Source organism: Mesorhizobium sp. WSM3224 (genome assembly GCF_000427725.1).
GTDB lineage: Bacteria > Pseudomonadota > Alphaproteobacteria > Rhizobiales > Rhizobiaceae > Mesorhizobium.
Genome location: NZ_ATYO01000001.1, coordinates 658,896 through 684,866, shown reverse-complemented (window position 1 = coordinate 684,866; position 25,971 = coordinate 658,896). Strand labels below are relative to the sequence as shown.

Genomic DNA, 25,971 nt, shown 5'->3' with positions numbered 1-25,971 from the left:
ACGAGACGGAAGTGCCGGATGCTTGATCCAGGCAAGTTGTTCCCATGAAGCTTAGTAGTCGTCGCTCTTTTCCGGCGGCACCAGACCTTCGATGCCGGCGAGGAGATCTTCCTCGGTCATGCGGTCGAAAGTGACGTTCTCCTCGGCATCGTCGGCGTCGGCTGCAACAGCGGTCGCGCCGGTCTGGTCGGTGATCGCCTCGCCCTCGGCCTCTGGCTCGTCGACCTCGACATGCTTCTGCAGCGAGTGGATCAGGTCTTCCTTGAGGTCGTCGGGCGACAGCGTCTCGTCTGCGATCTCGCGCAGCGCGATGACCGGGTTCTTGTCGTTGTCGCGCGGAACGGTGATCTGCGCGCCTTGGCTGATCTGGCGGGCGCGGTGGCCGGCAAGCAGCACGAGTTCAAAACGGTTGTCGACCTTGTCGATGCAATCTTCAACGGTTACGCGGGCCATGGACTGCCCCTTTCATGCGATGGATTTGATGGAAAGCTGGCGCGCTCCATAACGCGAGCGCGGCCGAAATACAAGCATTATGGCGGTGGCGTCAGCTTCACGGGCCTTTGCCCGGCTCATCATCGGACCGCGCCATGATGCTGCTCACATAGTCGCGATCACAATTGCTTGCAATGCAGGGCCCGCCCTTGGATATCCATAAATTGCGCGTTATCTCGGATATGACGGTGACAAGGCCCATTTGCCGGACCTATTCGTCAAACGCTTTTAGACGACAGAAATTTTCGAAAGGGATGTTTTTCAATGTTCGATCCTCGTGAAAAGATCGCTCTTTTCATCGACGGCGCCAATCTCTACGCCACGTCGCGCGCGCTGGGCTTCGACATCGACTACCGCAAGCTTCTGTCGAGCTTCCAGAAGCGCGGCTATCTGCTGCGCGCTTACTATTACACCGCGCTGGTCGAGGATCAGGAATACTCCTCGATCCGGCCGCTGATCGACTGGCTCGACTATAACGGCTTCAAGGTGGTGACCAAGCCGGCCAAGGAATTCACCGACTCGACCGGCCGCCGCAAGATCAAGGGCAACATGGACATCGAGTTGACCGTCGATGCGCTGGAGCTTGCCGATGTCGTCGACCATTATGTGATCTTCTCCGGCGACGGCGACTTCCGCACGCTGGTCGAGGCGCTGCAGCGACGCGGCCGCAAGGTGTCGATCATCTCGACCATGGCTTCGCAGCCGCCGATGATTTCCGACGATCTGCGCCGCCAGGCCGATCATTTCATCGACCTGATGACGCTGAAGAGCGAAGTCGGCCGCGACCCGTCCGAGCGGCCTGCGCGCCGGCCGGAACCCGCCGAAGTCGAAGAGGACGATTATTGACGGGCAGCGGCGTTGACCGACGCGGCCTCTCCCGAACCCGGCCATGACTGCCCGCTTTGCCCGCGGCTGCATGATTTCATCGCCGCATGGCGCGAGCGCGAGCCTGGCTGGTTCAATGCGCCGGTGCCAACCTTCCTGCCACCAGAGGGCGAAGGTTCAGTCCGCCTGCTGATCGTCGGACTGGCGCCCGGCCTGCGCGGCGCAAACCGCACGGGACGTCCCTTCACGGGCGACTTCGCCGGCGACCTGCTCTACGGCACGCTGATCGCGCAAGGCCTGGCGCGCGGCGAGTTCAAGGCGAGGCCGGATGACGGGCTTGAGCTTGTCGGTACCGCGATCACCAATGCGGTGCGCTGCGTGCCGCCGGAAAACAAGCCGGTCGGGGCCGAGATCGCCACCTGCCGCACTTTCCTCAGGCCGACCATCGCGCGCTTCCCCAATCTGCGCGCCATCCTGACGCTGGGTTCGATCGCGCATCAGTCGACGGTGCGGGCGCTGGGCGAGCGCGTCGCAGCTTTGCCGTTTCGCCATGGCGGACGGCAGGAGGCCGGCGGCATTGCGCTGTTTTCCAGCTATCACTGCTCGCGCTACAACACCAATACGGGCGTGCTGACGCAAGAAATGTTCGTGAGCGTGTTCAAGGAGATTGCGGCGTTCCTGAAGAACCAGACTCAGGCGCCTTGATGGTCCGGCACCCCTCATACCGGCAGCAGCGCATGCGGCTTCACGTCGCCGATCGAGGCATAGGTGTGCGTCTCCTTCACTCCCGGCAGCGCAAGAATGACCCGCGTCAGAAAATCCTGATAGGCCGCCATTTCCGAGATGCGCGCCTTTACCAGGTAGTCGAAACCGCCGACGACCATGTGGCACTCGAGAACCTCGGGCGCCTTGGTCACCGCTTCGGCGAAGCGTTCGAAAATATGAGGCGCCGTGTGATCGAGGCGTACTTCGATGAAGACGAGCGTGCCGCGTCCGATCTTGGCGGGATCGAGCACGGCCCTGACCGCGGTGATGTATCCTTCGCGGAACAGCCGCTTGACCCGCTGGCTCGTGCCAGTCGGCGACAAGCCGACACGCGCCGCCAGATCAAGCGTGGTGCGACGCCCATCCTCCTGCAGCAGCCGAAGAAGATTGCGGTCGACGCCGTCGAGGTCATTCGCTTCATGATTCACTTCAGAACAGCCTTTCCAATGTGAATTCCGCTACGATTTTCCAAAAAGAGCGTATTTCAACGTAGATGTCCGGGCAATAGGCTGCGTTTTCGCCGCAGGGGTGGAGACGGTCTTCACCTTAGACGGCGTGTGGGTGGCAGGTCGTGGCAGACACACGGGACGCAGGAAATACAAGACTGGCGATTATCGCCGGCCTCACCATGATCGGCATTTACGCCATCCAGTTTGTAGCGGCCCGCTTCAGCCTCAGGGAGCATCTGACGGCGACAGATCTGGCCGCCTTGCGCTTTGGCGGCGCGGGGGCGGTCTTTCTGCCGATCGTCTGGCGCAGCGGCTTCGCGCCCATGAGGGCGCTGGGCTGGCGAAGGGCTCTGGCGTTGGCGGCACTGGCCGGATTGCCTTATCCGTTGATCATCAATTGGGGCCTGACCTACGCACCGGCCGCCCATGCGGCCGCGCTCTGCCCCGCTTCGATCGTCTTCTTTTCGTTCCTGCTGTCGCGCGTCTTCTTCGATGACGGCGCTTCGCAACGGCGCACAATCGGCGTCGTCGCGATCATCGCCGGGCTGTTGCTGTTCATCGGGGCGGCGCGTGACGGCGCCGGCGGCGTCGTCATCGGCGACGTGCTGTTCATCGGATCGGGCCTCATGTTTTCGGCCTATGCCGTTCTCGTGCGGCTCTGGCGTACCGATCCGGTCACGGCGACGGCTGCGGTGGTGCTCCTGTCGTGCCTGCCGTTGCCGGTTCTCTATCTCTTGGCACCGAGCCAAATCCATGCCGCGGCGGCCACGGAGATCGCCAGCCAGATCGTGATCCAGGGGATCCTGGCCGGCGCGGCAGCCATGTTCCTCTACACTTACATCGTCCGGCAATTGGGGCCGCAGACGGCATCGCTGTTCCTGCCCGGCATACCGATCGCCACGGTGATTGTCGGCATGGCGGTGCTCGGCGAAACGCCGATGGCGGTCCAGTTCGCAGCCATCGCGATCATGGCCGCGGGAATGGCCTTCTCGGCGGTCGGAAGACGCGCCGCCAGCGTAAGCCTGAGTGCGCCAGCGTCGGGCGGATCGTGAGCCTTTTCAGCGATAAACGCAAAATACTGCCGAAACAGATTCGAGATTGCGACCAAGGCGCCTCACGGCGTCGGCGCAAACAGCTCTGATAGCCGCGCCGGCCCGCCCTTCAGCACATTCAGGTCGACGTCGCCATCAATGCCGTCGACACGGCCGGTATCGAGATATTGCCAATAGACCCAACCCTCCCCCCTCGGCGGCATCGAAATCGAGCGCAGCCAGCGCTGGCGAACCGGAATATGAGCGGCATAGGCCGGCCCGGCCTCGTCGGTGATGTAGACGATGGCCGGCTTGCCATAGGTGGCCTCGACCGGACCCAGGAATGCAAGGAGTTCCGCGTTCAGCTCGGCGGGCGAAGGCCGATGCGGACAATTGCCGTGGATTTCGATGTCGACGACCGGCGGCAAAAGCGGTTCGCCGCGCGGCACCACCGAGATGAAGTTCTTCGCCTGGTCGGCGCCCGGGCGGCAGAAAGTGAAGAAATGATAGGCGCCGACCGCGAGACCCGCTGCGCGGGCCTGGCGCAAATTCTCGGCGAAAGTATCATCGACGTGGTCGCCGCCCTCGGTCGCCTTGATGATGGCGAAGGCGACATCGTTGGCCGCAACGCGCTGCCAGTCGATCTTGCCCTGGTGGTGCGAAACGTCGATGCCTCTTATGGGGAATTCGCCACGATCCGGTGGGAAAGCGCGAGGTCGAAAAAGGCCTTCCGCCCAGATGGCAGCCGCCAAAAAAGCGAAAGCCAGAACCAGGACAATCAAGCGGTTCCTCAAGCCTTGGCTCCCTGCCCGCTTTGCCTCGATATAGCCGACCTGTGTTCACGCAATTCCGAACGGAAAACCGCTATACACTTTTCCTGGAATTGCTCTAGCCGCGCTCCTTCAGCAGCCGGCCCTTCTCGCGCGACCAGTCGCGCTGCTTTTCGGTCTCGCGCTTGTCGTGCAGTTTCTTGCCGCGGGCAATCGCGAGCAGCAGTTTGGCGCGGCCGCGATCGTTGAAATAGATTTTCAGCGGCACCAGCGTCATGCCCTCGCGGTCGACGCTTTGCGCAAGCTTGGCCATCTCGCGCTTCGAGACCAGCAACTTGCGGCGCCGGCGTGGCTCGTGGTTGAAGCGGTTGGCCTGCAGATATTCCGGCAGATAGGAATTGATCAGCCAGATCTCACCGCCTTCGGTCGAGGCGTAGCTCTCCTGGATGTTGGCCTGGCCCTGGCGCAGCGACTTGACCTCGGTGCCGGTCAGCACCAAGCCGGTCTCGATCGTGTCGAGCACCTCGTAGTTGAAGCGCGCCTTGCGGTTTTCGGCGACCGTCCTGTTGTTGGGGTCGGCTTTCTTGACTTGATTCATGATGCGGAGAGGTGGCGCCTCATCGCTAATTAATCAAGCCGGCGTGCTTCAGCGCCGCGTCGATCTTTTCCGCGGTCGAAGCCTCGACCGTCACCAGCGGCGAACGCACCACGTTCTCGACCTTGCCCAGCTTCGACAGCGCGTATTTCGATCCGGAAACGCCAGGCTCCATGAAGATCGCCTCATGGAGCGGCAGGAGCCGATCCTGCAGGTCGAGCGCCTTGGCGCTGTCGCCGGAGAGCGTCGCTTCCTGGAATTCGGCGCACAGCCGCGGCGCGACATTCGAGGTGACCGAGATGCAGCCGACACCGCCATGGGCGTTGAAGCCGAGCGCCGATGCATCCTCGCCCGAGAGCTGGATGAAATCCTTGCCGCAGTGCATGCGCTGAAAGGAGACGCGCTCGACCTTGCCGGTCGCGTCCTTGACGCCGGCGATGTTCTTGAAGTCGTGACGCAGCCTGCCCATCGTCTCCGGTGTCATGTCGATCACCGAACGCGGCGGGATGTTGTAGATAATGATCGGCAGCCTGGTCGCCCTGGCGACGGCAGCGAAATGCTCATAAAGGCCGCGCTGCGTGGGCTTGTTGTAATAAGGCGTGACGACAAGGGCAGCGTCGGCGCCGGCCTTTTCGGCGTATTGCACCAGCCCGACCGCTTCCTCGGTGTTGTTGGAGCCGGCACCGGCCACGACCGGAACCCGGCCCTTGGCCACCTCGATGCAGACCTTGACGACCTGGCGGTGCTCGTCATGCGACAGCGTCGGCGACTCGCCGGTGGTGCCGACCGGAACGAGGCCCTTGGTGCCTTCGGCGATCTGCCATTCCACGAAGGCGCGAAAGGCTTTCTCGTCGAAACGCCCGCTCTTTTCGAACGGTGTGACGAGCGCGGTCAGCGAGCCTCTCAGCATGTCGTCCAAACTCCTTGGAACTTTGTCGGTTTATGCATGTCGTTGTCCCAAAACCGGTTCCCACTTTTGGCGACATGCGTTTTCGTTGGTTTATGCATGTCGTTGCCCCAAAACCGGTTCCCACTTTTGGGCGACATGCATCGGTATCTTATTTGCGCGCCTTCTAACCGAAAGCGAAGCCGCGCACCATAGTCTCGACATGGTTTAGCGGCAAGCATCGGCTTAGTGCCAGCAAGCGCAATTCGAACGGCCTCGATAACCTTTTGTTTACGGGCCCTTCACGACCTAAGTTTAGGCTCTCGCTCGGGCTCCGAAGTCCCCCGCGCCTGCTGACGATGTGCTAGGATTGCAACAATGCCGACGAGGCGGCCTCATATCTTCGCGCTTCTCGGCGCGATCGCCGCGCTGACGCCCACCATGGCGATCGGCGGCAGCGTGGAGGTGCGCGCAACGGCCTCGATCCCGATGCCCGACTCGCCGCAGGCCCCCGGCCAGACGCAGCCCTCCCCTTCGGACAGCATTGCCCAGTTGAAGAGCGGGCTCGATGCGCTCGCCGCCAACAACATCGCCGGGGCGCGCAACGCGCGCGACACGCTGCCCGCCATTTCGCTCGACCGGCATATCCTGGCCTGGGCGATCGCGCTTTACGGCGGCGACAAGGTGCCGAGCGGCGAGATCGCCGATGCCGCCAAGATGCTGCCGGGATGGCCGGGCACGATCGCGCTGCGCAAGAACAGCGAGCGCGCGCTCTATCGCGAGAATCCGCCGCCGCAAGTAGTGGTGCAGGCCTTCGGCCGCAGCCAGCCGCTGACGCCGGAGGGCGTGATCATCCTTGCCCGCTCGCAAGTGGCGCTTGGCAACCAGGCCGCGGCGCGGTCGGCGCTGGTGCCGTTCTGGCGCACGGAAAAGCTGGAGGCAAAGGACGAGGCGACCGTCATCAAGGAGTTCGGCACGCTGATCCCGGCGGCCGACCATCGCTACCGCATGGAGCGGATGTTCTATGCCGACCGGCCGTCATCGGCCCTGCGCGTCGCCGGCCTCGCCGGCGCACAGCCCCTGGCGGATGCCTGGGCCGCGGCGGACAAAGGCGACAAGAATGCCGCCAAGCTGTTGAAGGCGGTGCCGGCGGCGCAGCGCTCAGCCGGATATTTCTTCGCCGAGGCGGAATATCTGCGCAAGCAGCAGAAATTCGCCGATGCCGCTGCTGTCGTGATGAAAGCGCCGACCGACCGCGATTCGCTGGTGGATCCCGATGCCTGGTGGGTCGAGCGCCGCGTGCTCTCACGCGAGCTGGTCGACCAGGGCGACATGAAGACCGCCTACAAAATCGTCTCCATGCACGCCGCCGAGAGCCCACCGAACGCCGCCGAAGCTGAATTCCATGCCGGCTGGTACGCCTTGCGCGGCCTCAACGACCCGGCGACCGCCGCCACGCATTTCACGCGCATAACCGAGTTCGCCCAGGGGCCGGTGTCGCTCTCGCGCGCCTATTACTGGCTCGGCCGCGCGGCGGAAGTTGGCGGCCCGGGCAATGCGAAGGACTATTTCACGCGCGCAGCCAGCTACGGCACGACCTTCTACGGCCAGCTCGCCGGCGAGCGTGTAGGCCTCAGGACTCTCAACATCGTCTATCCAAAACCGAGCGCGGCCGACCGCCTGAGCTTTGACGGCCGCGAGGCGGTCAGCGCGATCAAGCGACTGCAGGAAGCCGGCTATGACCGCTATGCCGAGACACTCTATCGCGACCTCGCCGGACAATTGACCAGCCCAGGCGAGCTGGCGCTGCTGGCGGTGCTGGCCGAAAGGCAGGGCAACCACTTCATGGCGCTGAAGGTCGGCAAGATCGCCGCCCAGCGCGGCATCGATGTCGGGGCGCTGTCGCATCCGCTCGGCGTCATTCCCGATACGGCCAATATATCCGGATCCGGCAAGGCGCTCGCCTATGCCATTGCCCGCCAGGAAAGCGAGTTCAATATTGGTGCCGTTTCCAGTGCCGGCGCGCGCGGCCTGCTGCAGCTGATGCCGGGCACGGCCAGGCAACTGGCGAAGAAGGCGGGCATGACGTTCTCGCAGGCGCGGCTGACAAGCGATGCCGGCTACAATGCGACGCTGGGCTCGGCCTTTCTCGGCGAGCAGCTCGACCGCTTCGGCGGCTCCTATGTGCTGACCTTCGCCGGCTACAATGCCGGTCCCAACCGCGCCGCCCAGTGGGTGGCGAAATATGGCGACCCGCGCGGCAAGGACGTGGACGCCATCGTCGACTGGATCGAGCGGATTCCCTACACGGAAACAAGAAGTTACGTGCAGCGCGTGATGGAGAATTACGAGGTCTACAAGATGCGTGTTTCAGGCAAATACGACATCGTGGGGGATCTGGTGAACGGGCGGGGTTGAGCGTGCCGTTTTAGCATGACAATTTCGTTCGATCGAGTTCCGTCACACCCCCCTCTGGCCTGCCGGCCATTTCCCCCGCAAGGAGGGAGATTGGCAGTTCGCGCGCCAGCTCCCTCTCTTCAACGTTGGAGATTGGCGAAAGCGGCTGGCGACATCTGATCTCCCCCCTTGCGGGGGAGATGTCCGGCAGGACAGAGGGGGGTGCTGTCCCGCCGTGCCTCGAAATTTCGATGCCCCTGGATTGACGGCCCCTCTCGACTGTAGCAGTCGGAGAGGATCCGATAATCGCAAGAATGCTTATGTCCAGCGACCAGGGTTTCTCCGACTTCTTCTATCGCGCTCCGGATGGGCTTCAGCTCCATGCCCGCATCTATGGCGAGGCGAATTCCGGTGCCTGGCCAGTGGTCTGCCTGCCCGGCCTCACCCGCAACGCGCGCGACTTCCATGAACTGGCTCTCTATCTGTCACGACGAGCTGACGGGCCGCGCAAGGTCATCGCCTTCGACTATCGTGGCCGCGGGCTATCCGACCACGATCCCGATGTCGGCCACTATAATGTCGGAGTCGAAGCCGGCGACGTGCTCGCCGCGCTGTCCGCGCTTGGCATCGAACAGGCCGCCTTCATCGGCACCTCGCGCGGCGGGCTGATCATCCATGTGCTCGGCGCGCTGAAGCCGGCCGTGCTGAAGGCCGTCGTGCTCAACGACATCGGCCCGGTGATCGAGGCCGAAGGCCTTGCCCATATCCGCTCCTACCTCGAGCGCGCGCCGAAACCGAAGACCTTCGCCGAGGCAGTGGCGTCGCAGCGGCACACACATGGTGGCGACTTCCCAGGCCTCGCCGAAATCGACTGGGCACGCATGGTGGCTGCGATCTTGCGCGAGACGGAAGCCGGCTGGGTGCCGGATTTCGATCCGGCCCTGGTCGACACGCTGGCCGGCATCGACTTCAGCAAGCCGCTGCCGGATCTATGGCCGCAGTTCGAGGCGCTTGCCGCCGTTCCGCTGCTTGCCATTCGCGGCGCCAACTCGAAACTTCTGTCCGTGGCGACGCTCGACGAGATGCGCAGACGTCATCCCGGCATGGAATCGATCACCGTAGAAGGCCAGGGCCATGCGCCTTTCCTGGAGACCGGCGGTTTGCCGGAGGCGATAGGTGGGTTTCTCGATCGGGCGGAGCGGAAGGTTCGGCAAAAGTAAATTCAAGAATAGAACCGGGTCGCGAGACGCCGCATAAGTATAGGCAGTCCGATGGGCAATCGCGCGCCTCCCCTTCTCCCCTTGTGGGAGAAGGTGGATCGGCGCGCAGCGCCGAGACGGATGAGGGGTGTTCCAGCGGAGTGAGGCGCTGGCGTTCCCTGGAGCACCCCTCATCCGGCCGCTCCGCGGCCACCTTCTCCCACAAGGGGAGAAGGGGGGGAGAAGGGGGAGCCAGCGCTAATTCGCCTTGGAGCTTTTCCGGGGCACTTTGATCGCTGCCGCCTTGCTCTTTGGCTTGCGCGCCGGCTTCGCGGGCGACGGCGTTGTCACCGGAGATGAAAAGACGGAGCTTTCCTTGCCGTTGGCCGCCTCGATGACGCGCGGCTTCTCCAGCACGACGACACAGCCGTCGAGGTCGTTGGTGGCCAGATGCGCGTAACGCATGGTCATCGACAACGTCTGATGGCCCAGCCACATCTGGACGCGCCTTATATCGATGCCGCCTTGAACGAGCCGTGAAGCGCAAGTGTGACGCAGGATGTGCGGCACCACCTGATCGTCGGCGCCGAGACCGACTTCCGCCTTCGCCTCGTTCCAGATCGCGCGGTACTGCGCCTGGGTGAGCTTGGTGAACGGGCCCTTAGGCCGGCGTCCTTCGGTGTCCGGCGGCAGCTTGATCACTTCCTTGACGCGTTCGGTCATCGGAATGGTGCGGCTGCGGCCGGACTTCGTGATCCAGAATGAGACCCGATGTTCCTGGATGTCGTTCCAGATCAGGCCGAGCGCCTCGCCGAGGCGGCAGCCGGCATCGACCAGGAAGACGGAGAGCCTGTAGGCATCCTCGCTGCGGCTCCTGACCGCCGCGAACAGCCTTGCCTCTTCGTCCCTTTCGAGGAAACGAATCCGTCCCGCCCGCTCCTTCTGGCGGCGGAATTCGGGCAAGCTGTGGATATCCCCCATCTTGTGAGCCTTGCGCAGCAGTTTGCTGAGGGCGGCCATCTTTCTGTTGATGGTCGCGTTGCTGTTGCCGCGCTGGCGCAAGGTGCCGATGAGGTTGTCCAGGGTGCTCTGGTCGAAGGTGCTGAAACGCTCTCCGAGGAGGATCTCGTCTATTTCACCAATGAAGGAGCTGACATTATATTTATGCCGCCCGTCATCCCAGAGTATATCTCGATATGCTGCAAAAAGCTCCCCGACCCTGTACGATTTTACTTCTCTTATCTTGTTGTAGGTGTACCTAAAACTCGAATTTTGAGAAGAAAAAACCGCAAAGTGGGCAGAGGACTCCCCCTCTTGAATCGCTTCGTTTGACATTTTTCGACCACACCCCCCAGTGGATAGGGCCAGCCCTAGCCGTTCGGAGGCGTCCTTTCAAGAGATTAGTCTGACAAATCGATTTCATCCGCAGATTGCAGATCCCACGAAATCGTCCGCGCAGACTTTGTTCAGCTATCGAACCCCCCTTTTCCTTCTGCTTGCCCGTGCCCAGTCACGAAAACAAAACAGCCCGGGCGTTGTGGCGCCCGGGCTGGATTTCACTTGTACAAAGCCAGCCCTTAGAAGTCGCGCTGGAAGCGCAGGACACCGCCGAACGCGTCATCGCTGACGGGGTGATAGATGCTGGAGGCCTCGTTGACGTAGTCGACTTCGGCCGTGATCGTAAAGCCAGGAGCCGCGGTGTAGGCAACGTTTGCCGCCAGCGCGAATTTCTTGCCCTCATCATACGCAAGCTGAGCATTGAACGAGGTCTTCTCGTTGAACTTGTAGGAGCCGCCGCCCCAGACCGCCCAGCTGCCGTCCCACTTCTTGTAGAAGTCATGACCGCCGCTGAAGACATTGTCATCGCCAGTGCCGTAACCGGCCATGATGAACAGCGACAAGGCGTCGTTGACAGTCACGTCCAAGCGGGCCTTGCCGGTCACTTCCTCGTAGTTGCTGTCATAGGCGACGACGCCGGAGATCGCACCCCAGCCCTGCGTGTACTTCACGCCACCGACGACATGCGGAACGTAGCTGTCGATCGTGTCGTCCCCAGAACCATCTTCCAGCGATACCACGGCCGAGAAGCCGTTGCCGGCGTCGAAGTAGTACTGGATCAGATTGGTATCGTACGGACCGTCAACAACGATATCGTCGTCGATGACGTTGCCGGCGTAACCGATGAACGTCTGGAATGCCGTTTCGTCTTTACCGACGCGCAGGCCGCCAATCTGGATCCAGGCAAAATTCAGCGACGAAGTGCTGCCGGCCTCTTCTTCATCCCAGCCATCTTTGAAGTTGAAGCGGGTCTCGGTGTAGGTCTTCAACGTGCCGAGTTCGGTCTCCTGGCCGGTCCAGGTCTTCAGCGCGAAGCGGGCCAGCTTGTGGTAGGTGTCGTTGAGGCCGTCGCCCATGCGATCCGCCACGTCCGTGTGACCGTTAACTTCACCCACGCCGATGTCGTAACGGATGTAGCCGCCGATGCGCAGGCAGGTTTCGGTGCCAGGGATGTAGAAGTAGCCGGCGCCGTAGACGTCGCAGATCTTGACGTATTCGGCCGGTTCCGGCTCGGCGACGGTCACCGCGTCGGCGGCGCGAGCACCGGAAACTGCGACGAGGGCCGCAGCTGAGCCGAGAAGAAGGCTCTTGATGTTCATTTTCTGACCTCCAGTCAGAATCGGGGGTGGAGGCCGAGAAAAAGCAGCTTATCGAGCCGTTTTCTCTTTTATTTCAAATGGATAAATCCTAACCCCGTCAGTAAGGCTCTGTCCGCCAAAAACGCTTGTTGGCGAACGCCTTGCCAGATCCGGTCTTGAAATATTGCTCGAGTTGCCGTGCGTTGGCCTCGGTTTCAACCGCGATATAAGCCTTCAAGGTGACAGGCAGATAAGCCTTGGTCGAAGTCGCCTGTCCTGATTGATGCGATTCGAAACGGCGCCGGAGGTCGCTGGTCGATCCGACATAGACATCGGCGTTATGGAGCTGCAGGAAATAGACGTACCACATGGTCCCCTACGCTACTTCGTAGCTTCGGGCGACACTCCTACGCCCAAAATGCGGTTCCGGGTGGCCTGCCACCCGAAGCCCGCAGGGCGTAGGGTGGCGGAGAGGATGGGATTCGAACCCACGAGAAGCTTTTGACCTCTACTCCCTTAGCAGGGGAGCGCCTTCGACCACTCGGCCACCTCTCCGTCGCGCCGGTGGATAAAGAAAAGCGCCGGCACAATCAACAAGCCGGCGCCATAATCGGCGAAAAATCCGCAAGCCCATACGTTGCCGCCGCTCCAGGTGGCGATTCTGCGGCAATTGCCCGGCCTCCGACTCGCCGGCCCGCCGCAATTCTGTCGACGCTTTGCCGGAATCGCCCGGATTCAAGTGCCTCAACGGGCTCGATGGTTAACGAGAACTTTCGGAGTGAGGCCAAATCGTGTCATTTGTGCAACAACACCCGGGGATAGCGTCCGGACAGCGCTCGCGCCGATACGATCGTGGTTGAACGCCGCCGGCTCATGGGTAATGTCAGCTTTGAAGGAGCGGCGCGGTGCGCATCTTTTTCGGTAGTGGGGATGGGGCAGGGAACGCTGTCCTTCAGCAAAAAATACCCAGACCCGTTTTTTAACTTTTGACTGGAGGTCAGAAAATGAACATCAAGAGCCTTCTTCTCGGCTCAGCTGCGGCCCTCGTCGCAGTTTCCGGTGCTCGCGCCGCCGACGCGGTGACCGTCGCCGAGCCGGAACCGGCCGAATACGTCAAGATCTGCGACGTCTACGGCACCGGCTACTTCTACATCCCGGGCACCGAAACCTGCCTGCGCATCGGCGGCTACATCCGTTACGATGCCGCCGGCGGCGACCTCGGCTCGTTCGACGGTGCTCGTAGCGGCGACGTCAAGGACGGCGACAGCCAGGGCACCTGGAAGAAGAACGCCCGCTTCACGTTGAAGACCTGGACCGGCCAGGAAACCGAGCTCGGCACGTTGAAGACCTACACCGAGACCCGCTGGAACTTCGGCAACAGCAACAGCGACACTGCCCCATACGTCAACGCCCCCGGCAACAGCACCTCGCTGAACTTCGCCTGGATCCAGCTCGGTGGCCTGCGCGTCGGTAAGGACGAATCGGCCTACGATACGTTCATCGGCTATGCCGGCAACGTCATCCAGGATACGCTCATCCCCTATGGCGGCTTCGACACCAACGTCGTGCAGTACTACTTCGACGCCGGCAACGGCTTCTCGGCGGTGGTCTCGCTCGAAGAAGGCGCGGGCGCCGGAACTCTCAGGGATCCTGCCGGCGTTGGTCTTGGTGCCGCCGCCAACTACGGCGCTTATTACGGCGCGGGCGCGATCGACTCCTATGTTCCGCACATCGTCGGTGGCGTGAAGTGGACGCAGGGCTGGGGCGCGATCACCGGCGTCATCGCCTATGACAGCAACTACGAGGAAGTGTCCGGCAAGGTCCGCTTGGACGTGAATGTCAGCGACGCCCTGTCGCTGTTCATCATGGCCGGCTATGGCACGGACGACAATCTCAGCGACACCACCTACGTCACCTACGCAGGCGGTCGCGGCTTCTACAAGCCGTGGGGCGGCAACTGGGCTGTGTGGGGCGGCGGCTCCTACAAGTTCAGCGAGAAGGCCTCGTTCAACATCCAGGCTTCGGCTGACGATTGGAAGAATGTCGGCGTGGCGGCAAACGTTGCCTACACCGCCGTTCCCGGCTTCACGATCACGGCTGAAGTGGACTACCTGCATGCGGGTCGCTTCGGCGATGCTGGTCCGGAGAACTTTGCCTGGACGCCGGCCACCAAGAAGAACAGCGTCGGCGGCATCCTCCGCTTCCAGCGCGACTTCTAAGACCGGATATTTCTGGGATGACCAGGAAAACCCGGCGGGCAACCGCCGGGTTTTTTCGTTGGGAGCCATCCCGGGCGGGGAGTGCCGCAACCATGGCGGCCAGTTCGACAACCCGCTTAACCCGCTGCCTGTTTTGACGCCGTTCCGGGCCAAAACCGCCGGACATCGTGGAATAGGCGGGCAGCCCGGGATCTGACGGAAGTCAATCTCCGAAAAGATCAATGCTGCAACTGAGCGCGGCAGCCACCTTGCGTCCGCAAAGACGCGCGGCGTTATCGATTTGTCGGAATCGCTTTACCGAACGGCAGGCCCATAAGGGAACAAAACCACCGACGCGCTTTCAACGCGGTGGTCTCCTGGCGCACCGCCATGCCCTTACCGCGGCTTTGCCGAAGATCAGGTGACGGCCAAGTCACCCAAGGCTTCGATCAGAGGGGTTATTTCGCCTTCGAAATTCTTCCAGCGCTTCACGGAGGATTTGTAGATCGGCTGACGGACCTGCCAGCGGCTGGGTGTGGTGACCGCCCCTTCCCTGTCGAAGAAGCGCAAGCAGGCATCATCCCAAGGCAGCCCCAGATAATCGATAAGCCGGCGCGACTGTGCCTCCTGATCGTCGACAAGCGTCTCATAGCGATTTTCGAAGATGCGGCCTGGGAAAACCTCGTTCCAGTGACGCATCAAGCGATCGTACTCGCGATAGTAGAGGCCGAGCGCCTGCAGGTCCGTGTTGTAGCTGTGCGCCGAGCTGAAGGGCAGGACATAGCATGAGACGCAATTGTCGATGGCATCGCGGCGACAATGAACGATGCGCGCATTTGGGAACAGAAGCGTAAGCAGGCCGATCAATTCGAAATTGTGCGGCATCTTGTCGATGATGCGCTGCGCAGTCGGACCACGCTCCCGCAGATAGGAAAGGTGCTCTTCGGCTAACGTCCTGGACAAGCCCTCGGTGATCGTCGTGATCGGTTTGTTGAAATCCGAGGCCGAGGGTTGCAGACCGATTGCATTCGCCACCCGCCTCAGTTTGCTCAACTCTCCCGCGCCGTGAACCTCGGGATGACTGGCGCATATCTGTTCGGTAAGCGTGGTTCCCGAGCGTGGCATGCCCACCACGAACACAGGCGCCTCGGAAGGGTTGCCATAGCCAGACCTTGCTGAAAATAGCTCCGGCGTGAAGGTTTCAATCGTCAAGTCAATGAAACGACGATACTGATTGATGTCGAATTTGTAACCTTCCGCCTGCTTCGCCTTCTTGAAGTGGTCGAAGGCTTCCGCGTAGCGCTTGAGGTCGTTCTCCACTTTACCGGCGGCGTAGTTAAGACTGGCTCTAGCCTCCGGCTTAAGTCCCGGACTGCTTAGCTCGCGAAAGATCGACTGGAGTTCGGCGGGCTCTTCCGTGAACTTTCGGGTTTGCACAAGGTCGTAGTAGGCGGCCGCCAGGTCGATACGGCGTTCGATCGCCTCCTTAAGATAGGACGCGGCCTCTTCCATGCGCCCAAGGCCAGTGAGCGCGGCCGCTATTCCGATCAGCGCGTTGGGATGATCGCGGTTGATCTTCAGCGCCTTTTCGTACAGCGGCACAGCCAGATCAGGCTTGTCGAACTGCGTGTAAACGCGCCCCAAGGCACAAAGCGCCTCTACAAGATCCGGCTGCACTTCCAAGGCATACTGGATATGGTTGATCGCTGCCGAATATTCACTCAGCTTGCCATAGGCCTCGCCGAGGCTGAGATGGTAATAAGGGTTCTTAGGCTCTTCGACGATCGCACGTCCAAAATAGCGCAGCGCCGCCTCGTCGTCGTAGCCCAGGTAAACGGTGCCCATGATGTAGAGAGCCAGCGGATGGTTTGGCGTTCGAGCCAGCACCTGGAGGCATATATCCTGTGCTTCATTCAGCCGTTTGGCTTGCTGATGTTCATAGGCCTGCATCAGCAATTGGTCGTCAGCCCGCGCACGCGCGTCACTGGCGGCGCGCACGGGCGGTTTTGCCATTGTCAGATTTGCTTGAGACAAGCGCGGCTTCGGCGCGGGACCAGACTTGAGGTGCTTTGCCCAGGCGGGCGGTAGACGATTGTTCATTGAACCTCGCTAGCAAAAAGCCGGGAAAGAATCCAGTCTCGGGTACGCTCCCCAAGCTTGCCCCCGCCCAGCCGCCGCGCTAGCAAGAACGCTCCTCTCACGCGAGCCTATGCCATGCGCCAGCGCCCTTCCCTCACGCCGATCATCGGCGCGCTTCCCACCACGGTGCCGTTCGTCGGGCCGGAGGCGCAGGAGCGTGAGCGCGGCCGGCCCTTCCGGGCCCGCATCGGCGCCAATGAAAGCAGTTTCGGGCCTTCGCCGCGCGTCATCGCCCGCATGGAGAGCGCCGCCCGCGACCAGTGGATGTATTGCGATCCCGACAATTACGATCTGAAGGTAGCCGCGGCCGCTCACCACGGCGTGGCCATCGAAAACGTGGTCGGCGGCGAGGGCATCGACGGCCTGCTCGGCCTGGTGGCGCGCATGTATGTCGGGCCTGGCGATGCCGTGGTGACCTCGCTCGGCGCCTACCCCACCTTCAACTTCCATATCGCCGGCGTCGGCGGCCGCCTGGTGACGGTGCCCTATGCCAACGACAAGGAAGACCTGGACGGGCTTCTGAGCAAGGTCGCGAGCGAAAAGGCGCCGCTGGTCTATCTCTCCAATCCCGACAATCCGATGGGGAGCTGGTGGGAGGCGCCGGACCTCGTCCGCTTCATCGAGGCGCTGCCGGAAACCACCATGCTGGTACTCGACGAGGCCTATGGCGAGCTGGGACCGGCCTCGGCGCTGCCGCCGATCGATGTCTCGCGGCCCAACGTCATCCGCATGCGCACCTTCTCCAAGGCCTACGGGTTGGCCGGCATACGTTGCGGCTACGCCGTGGCCGAGGCCGAGGTGATCCGCGACTTCGAGAAGATCCGCAACCATTATGGCGTCAGCCGCATGGCGCAGATCGCAGGCCTCGAGGCGCTTGCCGATCAGGACTACCTGCGGTCGGTGGTGGCGCGCGTGGCCGCTGGCCGCAAACGCATTTCCGCCATTGCCAGGCAGAACGGCCTGAAGCCTTTGCCGTCGGCGACCAATTTCGTCACCATCGACTGCGGCCGCGACGGCGCCTTCGCGCTGAAGGTGATGCAGGGCCTGTTGTCACGCGACGTCTTCATCCGCAAGCCGATGGTGCCGGTGCTCGACCGCTGCGTCAGGGTCAGCGTCGGGCTCGACCACGAACTCGATATCTTCACCGAGGAACTGCCGGGCGCGCTGGCGGCGGCGCGGGGCAACTGACCAACCCGCTTCCCGAGAAGCGCGTCGTCAATTTCACATTCCTGCGGTTGCCAGCAGGCGCGTCGCGCGGTTCAGCGCATCGGAAAGCTCCGCGGCTTCCTTGTCCTCGAGTTTGACGACCAGGCGGGCAAGGTCGCGGTTCGTCGCCGCCTCGAGATCAACCAGCGCGGCCTCGCCCCGCGTGGTCAGTGAAAGAACGCGCAGCCCGTTCTTCGGGCCATCGCGGATTTCAGCCAACCCCTTGGCGGTGAATTTCCGGAGGACCCTCAGAAGATAGGCGGGGGCGAGATGCAGTTCGCCGGCCAGTTCGGACGCGACCGGCGCGAGATCGAGATGAAACATGCGCGCCAGGAAGCCGGCCCGGCCGCCGGCTGGTCGGGCCTTGCGTCCGAGTTCGAACAGCACGCGGGCTTCGGCCAGCGTGTAAGGGCTCTGCATCAAGGTCTCATCGAGCAGCCCGATCAGGTCGGTATAGAACCGGTTGAAGCGGCGAATCTCATGGACCAGGGCTTCGTGCGGCATGCATATCTCCTCTCAGAGACGTTGCGCGCCGATAATTCCGTTATTAGTTGACTTGGTCAATCATTTGATTGACGAGCCCCCTGCCTCTCAAAGCCCGTTGCATTTGACCTATGCTGCTCCAGATTGATGGGAAAGGTTCTGGAGCGGATGATGCAAGGTGAGCAAAGAGCCGTTCGGGCGCGCGTTTCCGGTACGGTGCAGGGCGTGAGCTACCGCGTCTGGACGCGCGGCGAAGCCATGCGTCTTGGGCTGACGGGTTGGGTGCGCAACGAGCGCGACGGCTCGGTCACCGTGCTGATTGCCGGCGCCGAAGCTGCGGTCACGGCGATGATCGAACGCCTGTGGCAAGGGCCGCGAGGCGCGCTGGTCTCGGAGGTCGCGGTCGAGGAAGCGACGGACGACGCGCCCGCGGACTTCAGGATCATCGTTTAGATCGACCTAGGGCCTTCCAACATGGCGCCAGGTTGGCGGCACTTGAATTAATTGAACGTTCGTTTTATTAATGTCTTGGCATTGAGGCGCATATGGCACGGACAACAGGCTCCGACGGGGAAAAGACTGAAGCGGCCGTCCGCGAGGCGGCGATCAGCCTGATCGCGCGCCTCGGCTACGAGGCGATGTCGATGCGGCAGCTGGCGGCGGAGGTCGGTGTGCAGGCAGCCGCGCTCTATCGCTATTTCCCGACCAAGGAAGACCTTCTGTTCACGCTGATGCGCGAGCATATGGAAGGCCTGATCGAGGCCTGGAGCACAGCGCGGCCGGTCGCGGCTGATCCGGTGACCCGGCTCGCCGCCTATGTCGAGAACCACATCGCTTTCCATATCGAGCGGCGTCACGCCACCCATGTCTCCAACATGGAACTGCGCAGTCTCTCGCATGAGCGGCTGACGCAGATCCTCAAGATGCGCACGGCCTATGAGAAGGAATTGCGCATGATCCTGCGCGACGGCGCAGAGGCCGGCCGCTTCGAGATCGACGACACCGGGCTCACCGCCATGGCGCTGATCCAGATGATGACCGGCGTCATCGTCTGGTTCCGGCCCGGCGAGCGGCTGTCGGTCGCCGAAGTCACCACGACATATCTTTCGATGACAATGCGGCTCGTCGGCGCGAAGATCGACGCCTACAGCGGCGCGCGCCCATTCGAACGCGCAAAGGACGCCGTAGCACTTTGATTTCGCGCATGATCCGCTCCGAAAATCGAAGTCGATTTCGGATCATGCGCAGGGAGGAACGCCATGTACACGAACACGCTGAACTTCGGGCTTGATGCCGATATCGAGGCGCTGCGCGACACCGTTCGGCGCTTCGCCCAGGACAGGATCGCGCCGATCGCTGCGGAGATCGACCGTTCAAACGAGTTTCCGGCGCAGCTTTGGGGCGAGCTCGGCGCGCTCGGCCTGCTCGGCATCACCGCCGACCCTGATTTCGGCGGAACCGGCATGGGCTATCTCGCGCATGTCGTGGCGATGGAGGAGATTTCGCGCGCCTCGGCCTCGGTCGGCCTCTCCTACGGCGCGCACTCCAACCTCTGTGTCAACCAGATCAACCGCTGGGCCACCCCGGCGCAGAAGGAGAAATATCTCCCGGCCCTTTGCTCGGGCGAAACGGTCGGCGCGCTGGCGATGTCGGAGACCGGCGCCGGCTCGGACGTCGTGTCGCTGCGGCTGCGCGCCGAAAAGCGCAACGACCGCTATGTGCTCAACGGCTCCAAGATGTGGATCACCAACGGTCCCGATGCCGGGACGCTCGTGGTGTACGCCAAGACCGATCCGGAGCGTCATTCGCGCGGCATCACCGCCTTCATCGTGGAAAAGGAGATGGCCGGGTTTTCGGTGGCGCAGAAACTGGACAAGCTGGGCATGCGCGGCTCCAACACCGGCGAGCTGGTGTTCGAAAATGTCGAGGTGCCGTTCGAGAACGTGCTGCACGAGGAAGGGCGCGGCGTCGAGGTGCTGATGTCAGGGCTCGACTATGAGCGGACAGTGCTTTCCGGCGGGCCGATCGGGCTGATGGCCGCCTGTCTCGACGTCGCCGTGCCTTATGTCCACGAGCGCAAGCAGTTCGGCCAGCCGATCGGCACGTTCCAGCTGGTGCAGGGCAAGCTTGCCGACATGTATGCGACGATGAACGCCGCGCGGGCGTATGTCTATGCCGTGGCCGCCGCCTGCGACCGCGGCGAGACCGCCCGCAAGGACGCCGCCGGCTGCGTTCTGTTCGCGGCCGAGAAGGCGACGCAGATGGCGCTCGACGCGCTGCAATTGCTCGGCGGCAATGGCTATATCAACGACTATCCCACCGGTAGGCTGCTGCGTGACGCCAAGCTCTACGAGATCGGCGCCGGCACCAGCGAGATCCGCCGCTGGCTGATCGGGCGCGAGATCATGGCGGAGGGGGTTTAACGTGGCCACACTGCAAACCCAAATCTCCCCCGCCTCCGACGCCTTCAGCGCGAATGCCGAGCGCATGCGGGCGCTGGTCGCCGACATTGCCGAGAAGGCGGCGGGCGTCGAACGCGGCGGGTCCGATGAAGCGCGCGAGCGACACCAGGGGCGCGGCAAGCTTCTGCCGCGCGAGCGGTTGGCGCAATTGCTCGACACCGGCTCGCCCTTCCTCGAGATCGGCCAGTTCGCGGCATGGTCGATGTATGGCGAGGACATTCCGGCGGCCGGCATCATCACCGGCATCGGCCGCGTCGAGGGAACCGAGGTTATGGTCGTCGTCAACGACGCCACGGTGAAGGGCGGCACCTATTATCCGCTGACTGTGAAAAAGCACCTGCGCGCGCAGGAGATCGCGCTGCAGAACAACCTTCCTTGCGTCTATCTGGTCGACAGCGGCGGCGCCAATCTGCCCAACCAGGACGAGGTGTTCCCCGACCGCGAGCATTTCGGCCGCATCTTCTACAACCAGGCCAACATGTCGGCGGCCGGCATCCCGCAGATCGCCTGCGTCATGGGTTCCTGTACGGCGGGAGGCGCCTATGTGCCGGCGATGTCGGACGAGACGATCATGGTGCGCAACCAGGCGACCATCTTCCTTGGCGGCCCGCCGCTGGTGAAAGCCGCCACCGGCGAGGATGTCAGCGCCGAGGAGCTCGGCGGCGCCGATGTCCACACCAGGCTTTCCGGCGTCGCCGACCACTACGCCATGGATGACGAGCACGCCCTGGCCATTTGCCGGCGTATCATCAAGAACTTGAATCGGAACAAGGCGGTAAGCCTCAATCTGCAGAAACCTGCACCGCCGCTTCATGATCCGAACGAGCTCTACGGCGTCGTGCCGACGGATTTGCGCCAGCCCTATGACGTGCGCGAGGTGATCGCCCGCCTCGTCGACGGTTCGGAGTTCGACGAGTTCAAGCAGAATTACGGCACGACGCTGGTCACCGGCTTTGCCCATCTGCACGGCATGCCGGTCGGCATCATCGGCAACAATGGCGTCTTGTTCTCCGAAAGCGCGCTGAAGGGCGCGCATTTCATCGAGCTCTGCTGCCAGCGCGGCATTCCGCTGATCTTTTTACAGAACATCACCGGCTTCATGGTCGGGCGAAAATACGAGGCCGGCGGCATCGCCAAGGACGGCGCCAAGCTGGTGATGGCGGTCGCCACCGCACGCGTGCCCAAGCTCACCGTCATCATCGGCGGCTCCTTCGGCGCCGGCAACTACGGCATGTGCGGCCGCGCCTATTCGCCCCGCTTCCTGTGGATGTGGCCGAACGCGCGCATCTCGGTGATGGGTGGCGAGCAGGCGGCGGCCGTGCTCGCCATGGTCAAGCGCGAAGGCATCGAGCGCAAGGGCGGTGCGTGGAGCGCCGACGAGGAAGCGAAATTCAGGAAACCCATCCTGATGAAATACGAGCATGAGGGCCACCCGCTCTATTCCTCGGCAAGGCTATGGGACGACGGCATCATCGATCCGGCCAGGACGCGCGAGGTGCTGGCGCTCAGCCTCTCGGCGGCGCTCAATGCCGGCATTGTGGAAACGAAATTCGGCGTGTTCAGGATGTGACGATGAGCGGCGTCAGTGACAGGATCCGCATTCACACCGGCGACATCACCAAGCTCGCGGTCGACGCCATCGTCAACGCCGCCAATACCTCGCTGCTTGGTGGCGGCGGCGTCGACGGCGCCATTCATCGTGCCGCCGGTCCGGAGCTTCTGGCCGAATGCCGCATGCTTCACGGCTGCAAGACCGGCGACGCCAAATTGACCAAAGGCTATCGCCTGCCGGCGCGCTATGTCATCCACACCGTCGGGCCGGTCTGGCAGGGCGGGGGCAACGGCGAGGCCGAGCTGCTCGCCTCCTGCTACCGACGCTCGCTCGAAATCGCCCACGCGCATGATTGCCGCACGATCGCCTTCCCCGCGATCTCAACCGGCATCTACCGCTTTCCGAAAGACGAAGCGACCGGGATCGCCGTCGGTGTCGTAAGCGACTTCCTGCGGCAAAATACACTGCCGGAGGTTATTACCTTCTGCTGTTTCGACGACCAGACGGCCGAGTTCTACCGGCAAGCCGTTGCTGGCATCGGGGGAGGCTGAACTTATGGGCCAAAATCTTGTTCAAGAGACAATTTCGCTCCCGTTGGAGCACTCCCTTGGTAAGGGGGAGGTCCATCACGTTGGAAGAACGCTTGCCCGGAGAAGCTGGCGGGACAGCGCCAAGGATCGCCGGCGCACGAGGCAAGTTCCGGCTGCGGAGGCTCCATGTTCGGCAAGATCCTGATCGCCAATCGCGGCGAGATCGCCTGCCGCGTCATCCGCACCGCCCGCAAGCTCGGCGTGCGCACGGTGGCCGTCTATTCGGATGCCGATGCCCGCGCCCTGCATGTCGAGATGGCCGACGAGGCAGTGCATATCGGCCCCTCGCCCGTCGGCGAGAGCTATCTGCGCGGCGACAGGATCGTTGCCGCGGCACTTGCCACCGGCGCCGAGGCGATCCATCCCGGCTACGGCTTCCTGTCGGAAAACCCCGACTTCGTCGACCTGGTGACGGCGGCAGGCCTCGTCTTCATCGGCCCATCCGCCGCCTCGATCCGCGCGATGGGATTGAAGGACGCCGCCAAGCGGCTGATGGAAACCGCCGGCGTGCCGGTGGTGCCGGGCTATCACGGCGCGGCGCAGGAGATCGTGCTGCTTGCCTCCAAGGCGCGTGAGATCGGCTATCCGGTGCTGATCAAGGCGCGCGCCGGCGGGGGCGGCAAGGGCATGCGGCGCGTCGACCGCCCCGACGATTTCTCGGAAGCGCTGTCCGGAGCGCGGCGCGAGGCGAAAGCGGCGTTCGGCGACGATCGCGTGCTGGTGGAAAAATACGTCGACAAGCCGCGCCATATCGAAGTCCAGGTGTTCGGCGACAATTTCGGCAGCGCGGTGCATTTTTACGAACGCGATTGCTCGGCACAGCGCCGCCACCAGAAGGTGATCGAGGAGGCCCCTGCCCCCGGTATGACGCCCGCGCTGCGCAAGGCGATGACGGACGCCGCGGTGACGGCAGCCAAGGCGATCAATTATTCGGGCGCCGGCACGATCGAATTCATCGTCGACGCCTCCCAGGGGCTCAAGGCCGACCGCTTCTGGTTCATGGAAATGAACACGCGGCTGCAGGTCGAGCACCCCGTCACCGAGATGGTCACCGACGTCGACCTCGTCGAATGGCAGCTTCGCGTAGCGTCCGGCGAAAAGCTGCCGAAGACGCAAGATGAAATCACTCTGTCAGGCCACGCCTTCGAGGCGCGCCTTTATGCCGAGGACGCCGCGAAAGGGTTCTTGCCCGCGACCGGCACGCTGCATCATCTCAAATTCCCCGACGCGGCGCCGGAAGGTGCCGCGATACGCATCGAGGCCGGCGTGCGTGCCGGTGATGCGATCTCGCCCTTCTATGACCCGATGATCGCCAAGCTGGTGGTGCACGGCAAGGACCGTGCTACCGCGCTCGGCGCGCTGCGCGAGACGCTGGCGCGGACGGAAGTGGCCGGCTCGATCGTCAATACCGCCTTCCTGGCAGCGCTCGCGGCCGACGCCGATTTCGCGGCGGGCGATGTCGATACCGGGCTGATCGGCCGCCATCAGGAGGCGCTTACAGCCATTCCCGCGCCGGGCGACGAAACTGTCGCCGCGGCGGCACTGGCCGCGACGGACGCCGGCGCGCCCGGTCCGACCGCCGATCCGTGGTCCGCGCTTTCAGGCTATGCGCATTTCCACACGCTCTCGCGCCGCATCCGGCTGCGCTATGGCGAGGAGAACATCCTGGCGCGGGTTTCGGCACGGCCGGACGGCCGCTTCCAGGTGGCGCTGGAGGCGCCGCATGACGCGGTGAACACACACGACCTGAGGACCATGCCGCACACGGCACGCTGGCCCGGTCACGTCACCGTCTTCGAAGGCGCAGTGGGCTACACGTTCACGGTGCCTGATCCGCTGGCCAGGGCGGACGAGGCAGGGGCCGCCTCGGGCAGCCTGCGCGCCCCGATGCCGGGGCTGGTCAAGCTGGTGCGCGCCGCGGCGGGCGATGCCGTGATCAAGGGCCAGCCGCTTTTGATCCTCGAGGCGATGAAGATGGAGCACATGATCGCCGCCCCGCATGACGGGGTGATCGCCGAGATCACGACAGAGGGCGCGCAGGTCAGCGATGGCACGGTGCTGGTGCGCTTTGTCGAGGACGGGCAGGTCTGAAAGAAAAATGGCCGGGAACGAGCCCGGCCATTTCCTCGATTGCAGGATCGATTACTGCTGGATCGGCGCGTATTTGCCGTCGTGCCACTGGTTGATGTCGTAGCTGGCGTTCTTCAAGTCGCCCTTCTCGTCGAAGGTGACGTCGCCGACCACGGTGCTGAACGGCTTGCCGTTCTTCAACGCCTCGGCAACCTTGGCCGGATCATCCGAGCCGGCACGCTTGACGCCTTCCGCGACGGCCTGGATCACGGCGTAGGAGAACAGCGTGAAGCCTTCCGGCGTGAAGCCGCCGGCCTTGATCTTGGCGACCGCGTCCTTCGCTTCGGGCTTCGACTGCGGATCCGACGGGAAGACGAACAGGGTGCCTTCACCGGCCGGGCCGGCGACCTGCCAGAATTCCGGCGAGGCGATCGAGTCCGGCATGATCAGCTGGAACTTGACGTTCTGCTCTGCCGCCTGGCGCAGGATCAAGCCGGCCTCCGGGTGGTAGCCGCCGAAATAGACGACGTCGGCCTTCAGTTCCTTCAGCTTGGTGACGAGGGCCGAATAGTCCTTCTCGCCGGCATTGATGCCTTCATAGTCGACCTCCTTGAGGCCGCCGGCATTCATCGTCGCCTTCACGGCATCGGCAACGCCCTGGCCGTAGGCGCTCTTGTCATGCAGAACGACGACGTTCTTGCCGGCGTATTTCTTGGCGATCCACGGGCCGATGAAAGCGCCCTGCGCGTCGTCACGCGTGTAGAGACGCATGATGGTCGGCCAGCCGGACTTGGCGGCGGCGTCGGTCAGCACCGGATTGGACGAGGCCGGGCTCATCATCAGCGTGCCGGCTTCGGCATAGACGGCCGAGGCCGGAATGCTCGAGCCCGAGCAGGCATGGCCGTCGACGAACTTGACGCCGTTGGCGACGATGCGGTTGGCCACCGAGACAGCCTGCTTCGGGTCGCACTGGTCGTCCTCGATGTCGAGCTTGACCTGGGAGCCGTTGACACCGCCGGCCGCGTTGATGGCGTCGGCGGCGGCCTGCGCGCCCTGCTTGAACTGGTCACCGATGGTGGCGAGCTGGCCGGTCATCGGGCCGACCACCGAAATGGTGATGTCGTCGGCGAAGGCAACCGGGGCGCTCAACATCAGGCCAAGTGCGGCCGCGCTCAAAATACCCAATTTTTTCATGACTATAAGAACTCCTCCACTTGCGCGCGGCG

General features: G+C 63.1%; 24 protein-coding genes and 1 tRNA gene. 13 read left to right on the top strand and 12 right to left on the bottom strand.

Annotated elements, in window-relative coordinates; all coding sequences use genetic code 11:
- Positions 1-51 precede the first annotated feature (51 nt).
- Complete coding sequence (rpoZ, locus tag YU3_RS0103235) at positions 52-453, bottom strand: DNA-directed RNA polymerase subunit omega (RefSeq protein WP_027164893.1); 402 nt, start codon at positions 451-453, stop codon at positions 52-54.
- A gap of 303 nt (positions 454-756) precedes the next feature.
- Between rpoZ and YU3_RS0103230 the strand changes: the two genes are divergently transcribed.
- Both YU3_RS0103230 and YU3_RS0103225 read left to right on the top strand, forming a co-directional pair.
- On the top strand, positions 757-1,338 hold the full coding sequence (locus tag YU3_RS0103230; protein WP_027164892.1) for an NYN domain-containing protein: 582 nt from the start codon (positions 757-759) through the stop codon (positions 1,336-1,338).
- A 12-nt stretch (positions 1,339-1,350) separates the two neighbouring features.
- Complete coding sequence (locus tag YU3_RS0103225; RefSeq protein ID WP_027164891.1) at positions 1,351-2,022, top strand: uracil-DNA glycosylase; 672 nt, start codon at positions 1,351-1,353, stop codon at positions 2,020-2,022.
- Positions 2,023-2,036: 14 nt separating this feature from the next.
- Here the strand turns inward: YU3_RS0103225 and YU3_RS0103220 are convergent, their stop codons facing one another.
- Positions 2,037-2,510, bottom strand: a complete 474-nt coding sequence (locus YU3_RS0103220; RefSeq protein WP_027164890.1) for an Lrp/AsnC ligand binding domain-containing protein — start codon at positions 2,508-2,510, stop codon at positions 2,037-2,039.
- Between the two features lie 143 nt (positions 2,511-2,653).
- Between YU3_RS0103220 and YU3_RS0103215 the strand changes: the two genes are divergently transcribed.
- On the top strand, positions 2,654-3,583 hold the full coding sequence (locus tag YU3_RS0103215) for a DMT family transporter (protein WP_027164889.1): 930 nt from the start codon (positions 2,654-2,656) through the stop codon (positions 3,581-3,583).
- A gap of 62 nt (positions 3,584-3,645) precedes the next feature.
- Here YU3_RS0103215 and YU3_RS0103210 read toward each other — a convergent pair whose 3' ends face one another.
- The 3 genes from YU3_RS0103210 to dapA form a co-directional block, all read right to left on the bottom strand.
- Positions 3,646-4,314: a glycoside hydrolase family 25 protein gene (locus YU3_RS0103210; RefSeq protein ID WP_245273410.1), complete on the bottom strand. Its 669-nt coding sequence runs from the start codon at positions 4,312-4,314 to the stop codon at positions 3,646-3,648.
- A gap of 136 nt (positions 4,315-4,450) precedes the next feature.
- On the bottom strand, positions 4,451-4,930 hold the full coding sequence (smpB, locus tag YU3_RS0103205) for an SsrA-binding protein SmpB (protein ID WP_027164887.1): 480 nt from the start codon (positions 4,928-4,930) through the stop codon (positions 4,451-4,453).
- A 25-nt stretch (positions 4,931-4,955) separates the two neighbouring features.
- Positions 4,956-5,837, bottom strand: coding sequence for a 4-hydroxy-tetrahydrodipicolinate synthase (dapA, locus tag YU3_RS0103200; RefSeq protein ID WP_027164886.1), 882 nt, complete (start codon positions 5,835-5,837; stop codon positions 4,956-4,958).
- Positions 5,838-6,191: 354 nt separating this feature from the next.
- On the opposite strand from dapA, the gene YU3_RS0103195 reads away from it, so the two are divergent.
- On the top strand, positions 6,192-8,231 hold the full coding sequence (locus YU3_RS0103195; RefSeq protein WP_027164885.1) for a lytic transglycosylase domain-containing protein: 2,040 nt from the start codon (positions 6,192-6,194) through the stop codon (positions 8,229-8,231).
- A 299-nt stretch (positions 8,232-8,530) separates the two neighbouring features.
- On the top strand, positions 8,531-9,430 hold the full coding sequence (locus YU3_RS0103190) for an alpha/beta hydrolase (protein ID WP_027164884.1): 900 nt from the start codon (positions 8,531-8,533) through the stop codon (positions 9,428-9,430).
- A gap of 237 nt (positions 9,431-9,667) precedes the next feature.
- Here YU3_RS0103190 and YU3_RS0103185 read toward each other — a convergent pair whose 3' ends face one another.
- The 4 genes from YU3_RS0103185 to YU3_RS0103170 all read right to left on the bottom strand — a co-directional run bounded on the left by YU3_RS0103185 (position 9,668) and on the right by YU3_RS0103170 (position 12,600).
- Positions 9,668-10,744 (bottom strand): site-specific integrase, encoded by a 1,077-nt coding sequence (locus YU3_RS0103185; protein WP_027164883.1) that lies wholly within the window; start codon positions 10,742-10,744, stop codon positions 9,668-9,670.
- Between the two features lie 242 nt (positions 10,745-10,986).
- Positions 10,987-12,066: a porin gene (locus YU3_RS0103180; RefSeq protein ID WP_027164882.1), complete on the bottom strand. Its 1,080-nt coding sequence runs from the start codon at positions 12,064-12,066 to the stop codon at positions 10,987-10,989.
- A gap of 97 nt (positions 12,067-12,163) precedes the next feature.
- Entirely contained in the window at positions 12,164-12,415 is a 252-nt protein-coding gene (locus YU3_RS0103175; protein ID WP_027164881.1) for a GIY-YIG nuclease family protein, read from the bottom strand.
- Between the two features lie 94 nt (positions 12,416-12,509).
- Positions 12,510-12,600 (bottom strand) — tRNA-Ser (locus YU3_RS0103170).
- 449 nt (positions 12,601-13,049) lie between these two features.
- Between YU3_RS0103170 and YU3_RS0103165 the strand changes: the two genes are divergently transcribed.
- On the top strand, positions 13,050-14,264 hold the full coding sequence (locus tag YU3_RS0103165) for a porin (protein WP_027164880.1): 1,215 nt from the start codon (positions 13,050-13,052) through the stop codon (positions 14,262-14,264).
- A 396-nt stretch (positions 14,265-14,660) separates the two neighbouring features.
- Here the strand turns inward: YU3_RS0103165 and YU3_RS0103160 are convergent, their stop codons facing one another.
- Positions 14,661-16,343 (bottom strand): sulfotransferase, encoded by a 1,683-nt coding sequence (locus YU3_RS0103160; protein WP_027164879.1) that lies wholly within the window; start codon positions 16,341-16,343, stop codon positions 14,661-14,663.
- Positions 16,344-16,457: 114 nt separating this feature from the next.
- Between YU3_RS0103160 and YU3_RS0103155 the strand changes: the two genes are divergently transcribed.
- Complete coding sequence (locus YU3_RS0103155; protein WP_027164878.1) at positions 16,458-17,570, top strand: pyridoxal phosphate-dependent aminotransferase; 1,113 nt, start codon at positions 16,458-16,460, stop codon at positions 17,568-17,570.
- Between the two features lie 33 nt (positions 17,571-17,603).
- Here the strand turns inward: YU3_RS0103155 and YU3_RS0103150 are convergent, their stop codons facing one another.
- Positions 17,604-18,092 carry a MarR family winged helix-turn-helix transcriptional regulator gene (locus tag YU3_RS0103150; protein WP_027164877.1) on the bottom strand — a complete coding sequence of 163 codons (489 nt, stop codon included), beginning with the start codon at positions 18,090-18,092 and terminating at the stop codon, positions 17,604-17,606.
- Positions 18,093-18,242: 150 nt separating this feature from the next.
- On the opposite strand from YU3_RS0103150, the gene YU3_RS0103145 reads away from it, so the two are divergent.
- The 6 genes from YU3_RS0103145 (at position 18,243) to YU3_RS0103120 (ending at position 24,766) form a co-directional block, all read left to right on the top strand.
- Positions 18,243-18,524 carry an acylphosphatase gene (locus YU3_RS0103145; RefSeq protein ID WP_027164876.1) on the top strand — a complete coding sequence of 94 codons (282 nt, stop codon included), beginning with the start codon at positions 18,243-18,245 and terminating at the stop codon, positions 18,522-18,524.
- Between the two features lie 92 nt (positions 18,525-18,616).
- Positions 18,617-19,267: a TetR/AcrR family transcriptional regulator gene (locus YU3_RS0103140; protein WP_027164875.1), complete on the top strand. Its 651-nt coding sequence runs from the start codon at positions 18,617-18,619 to the stop codon at positions 19,265-19,267.
- 63 nt (positions 19,268-19,330) lie between these two features.
- On the top strand, positions 19,331-20,494 hold the full coding sequence (locus YU3_RS0103135; RefSeq protein WP_027164874.1) for an isovaleryl-CoA dehydrogenase: 1,164 nt from the start codon (positions 19,331-19,333) through the stop codon (positions 20,492-20,494).
- A gap of 1 nt (position 20,495) precedes the next feature.
- On the top strand, positions 20,496-22,103 hold the full coding sequence (locus YU3_RS0103130) for a carboxyl transferase domain-containing protein (protein ID WP_027164873.1): 1,608 nt from the start codon (positions 20,496-20,498) through the stop codon (positions 22,101-22,103).
- Between the two features lie 2 nt (positions 22,104-22,105).
- Entirely contained in the window at positions 22,106-22,636 is a 531-nt protein-coding gene (locus tag YU3_RS0103125) for an O-acetyl-ADP-ribose deacetylase (protein ID WP_027164872.1), read from the top strand.
- Positions 22,637-22,801: 165 nt separating this feature from the next.
- Positions 22,802-24,766 (top strand): acetyl/propionyl/methylcrotonyl-CoA carboxylase subunit alpha, encoded by a 1,965-nt coding sequence (locus YU3_RS0103120; protein ID WP_027164871.1) that lies wholly within the window; start codon positions 22,802-22,804, stop codon positions 24,764-24,766.
- A 51-nt stretch (positions 24,767-24,817) separates the two neighbouring features.
- Here the strand turns inward: YU3_RS0103120 and YU3_RS0103115 are convergent, their stop codons facing one another.
- The gene (locus YU3_RS0103115) at positions 24,818-25,939 is read right to left on the bottom strand and encodes an ABC transporter substrate-binding protein (RefSeq protein WP_027164870.1); all 1,122 of its coding nucleotides are present in this window, start codon (positions 25,937-25,939) and stop codon (positions 24,818-24,820) included.
- Between the last annotated feature and the right edge of the window lie 32 nt (positions 25,940-25,971).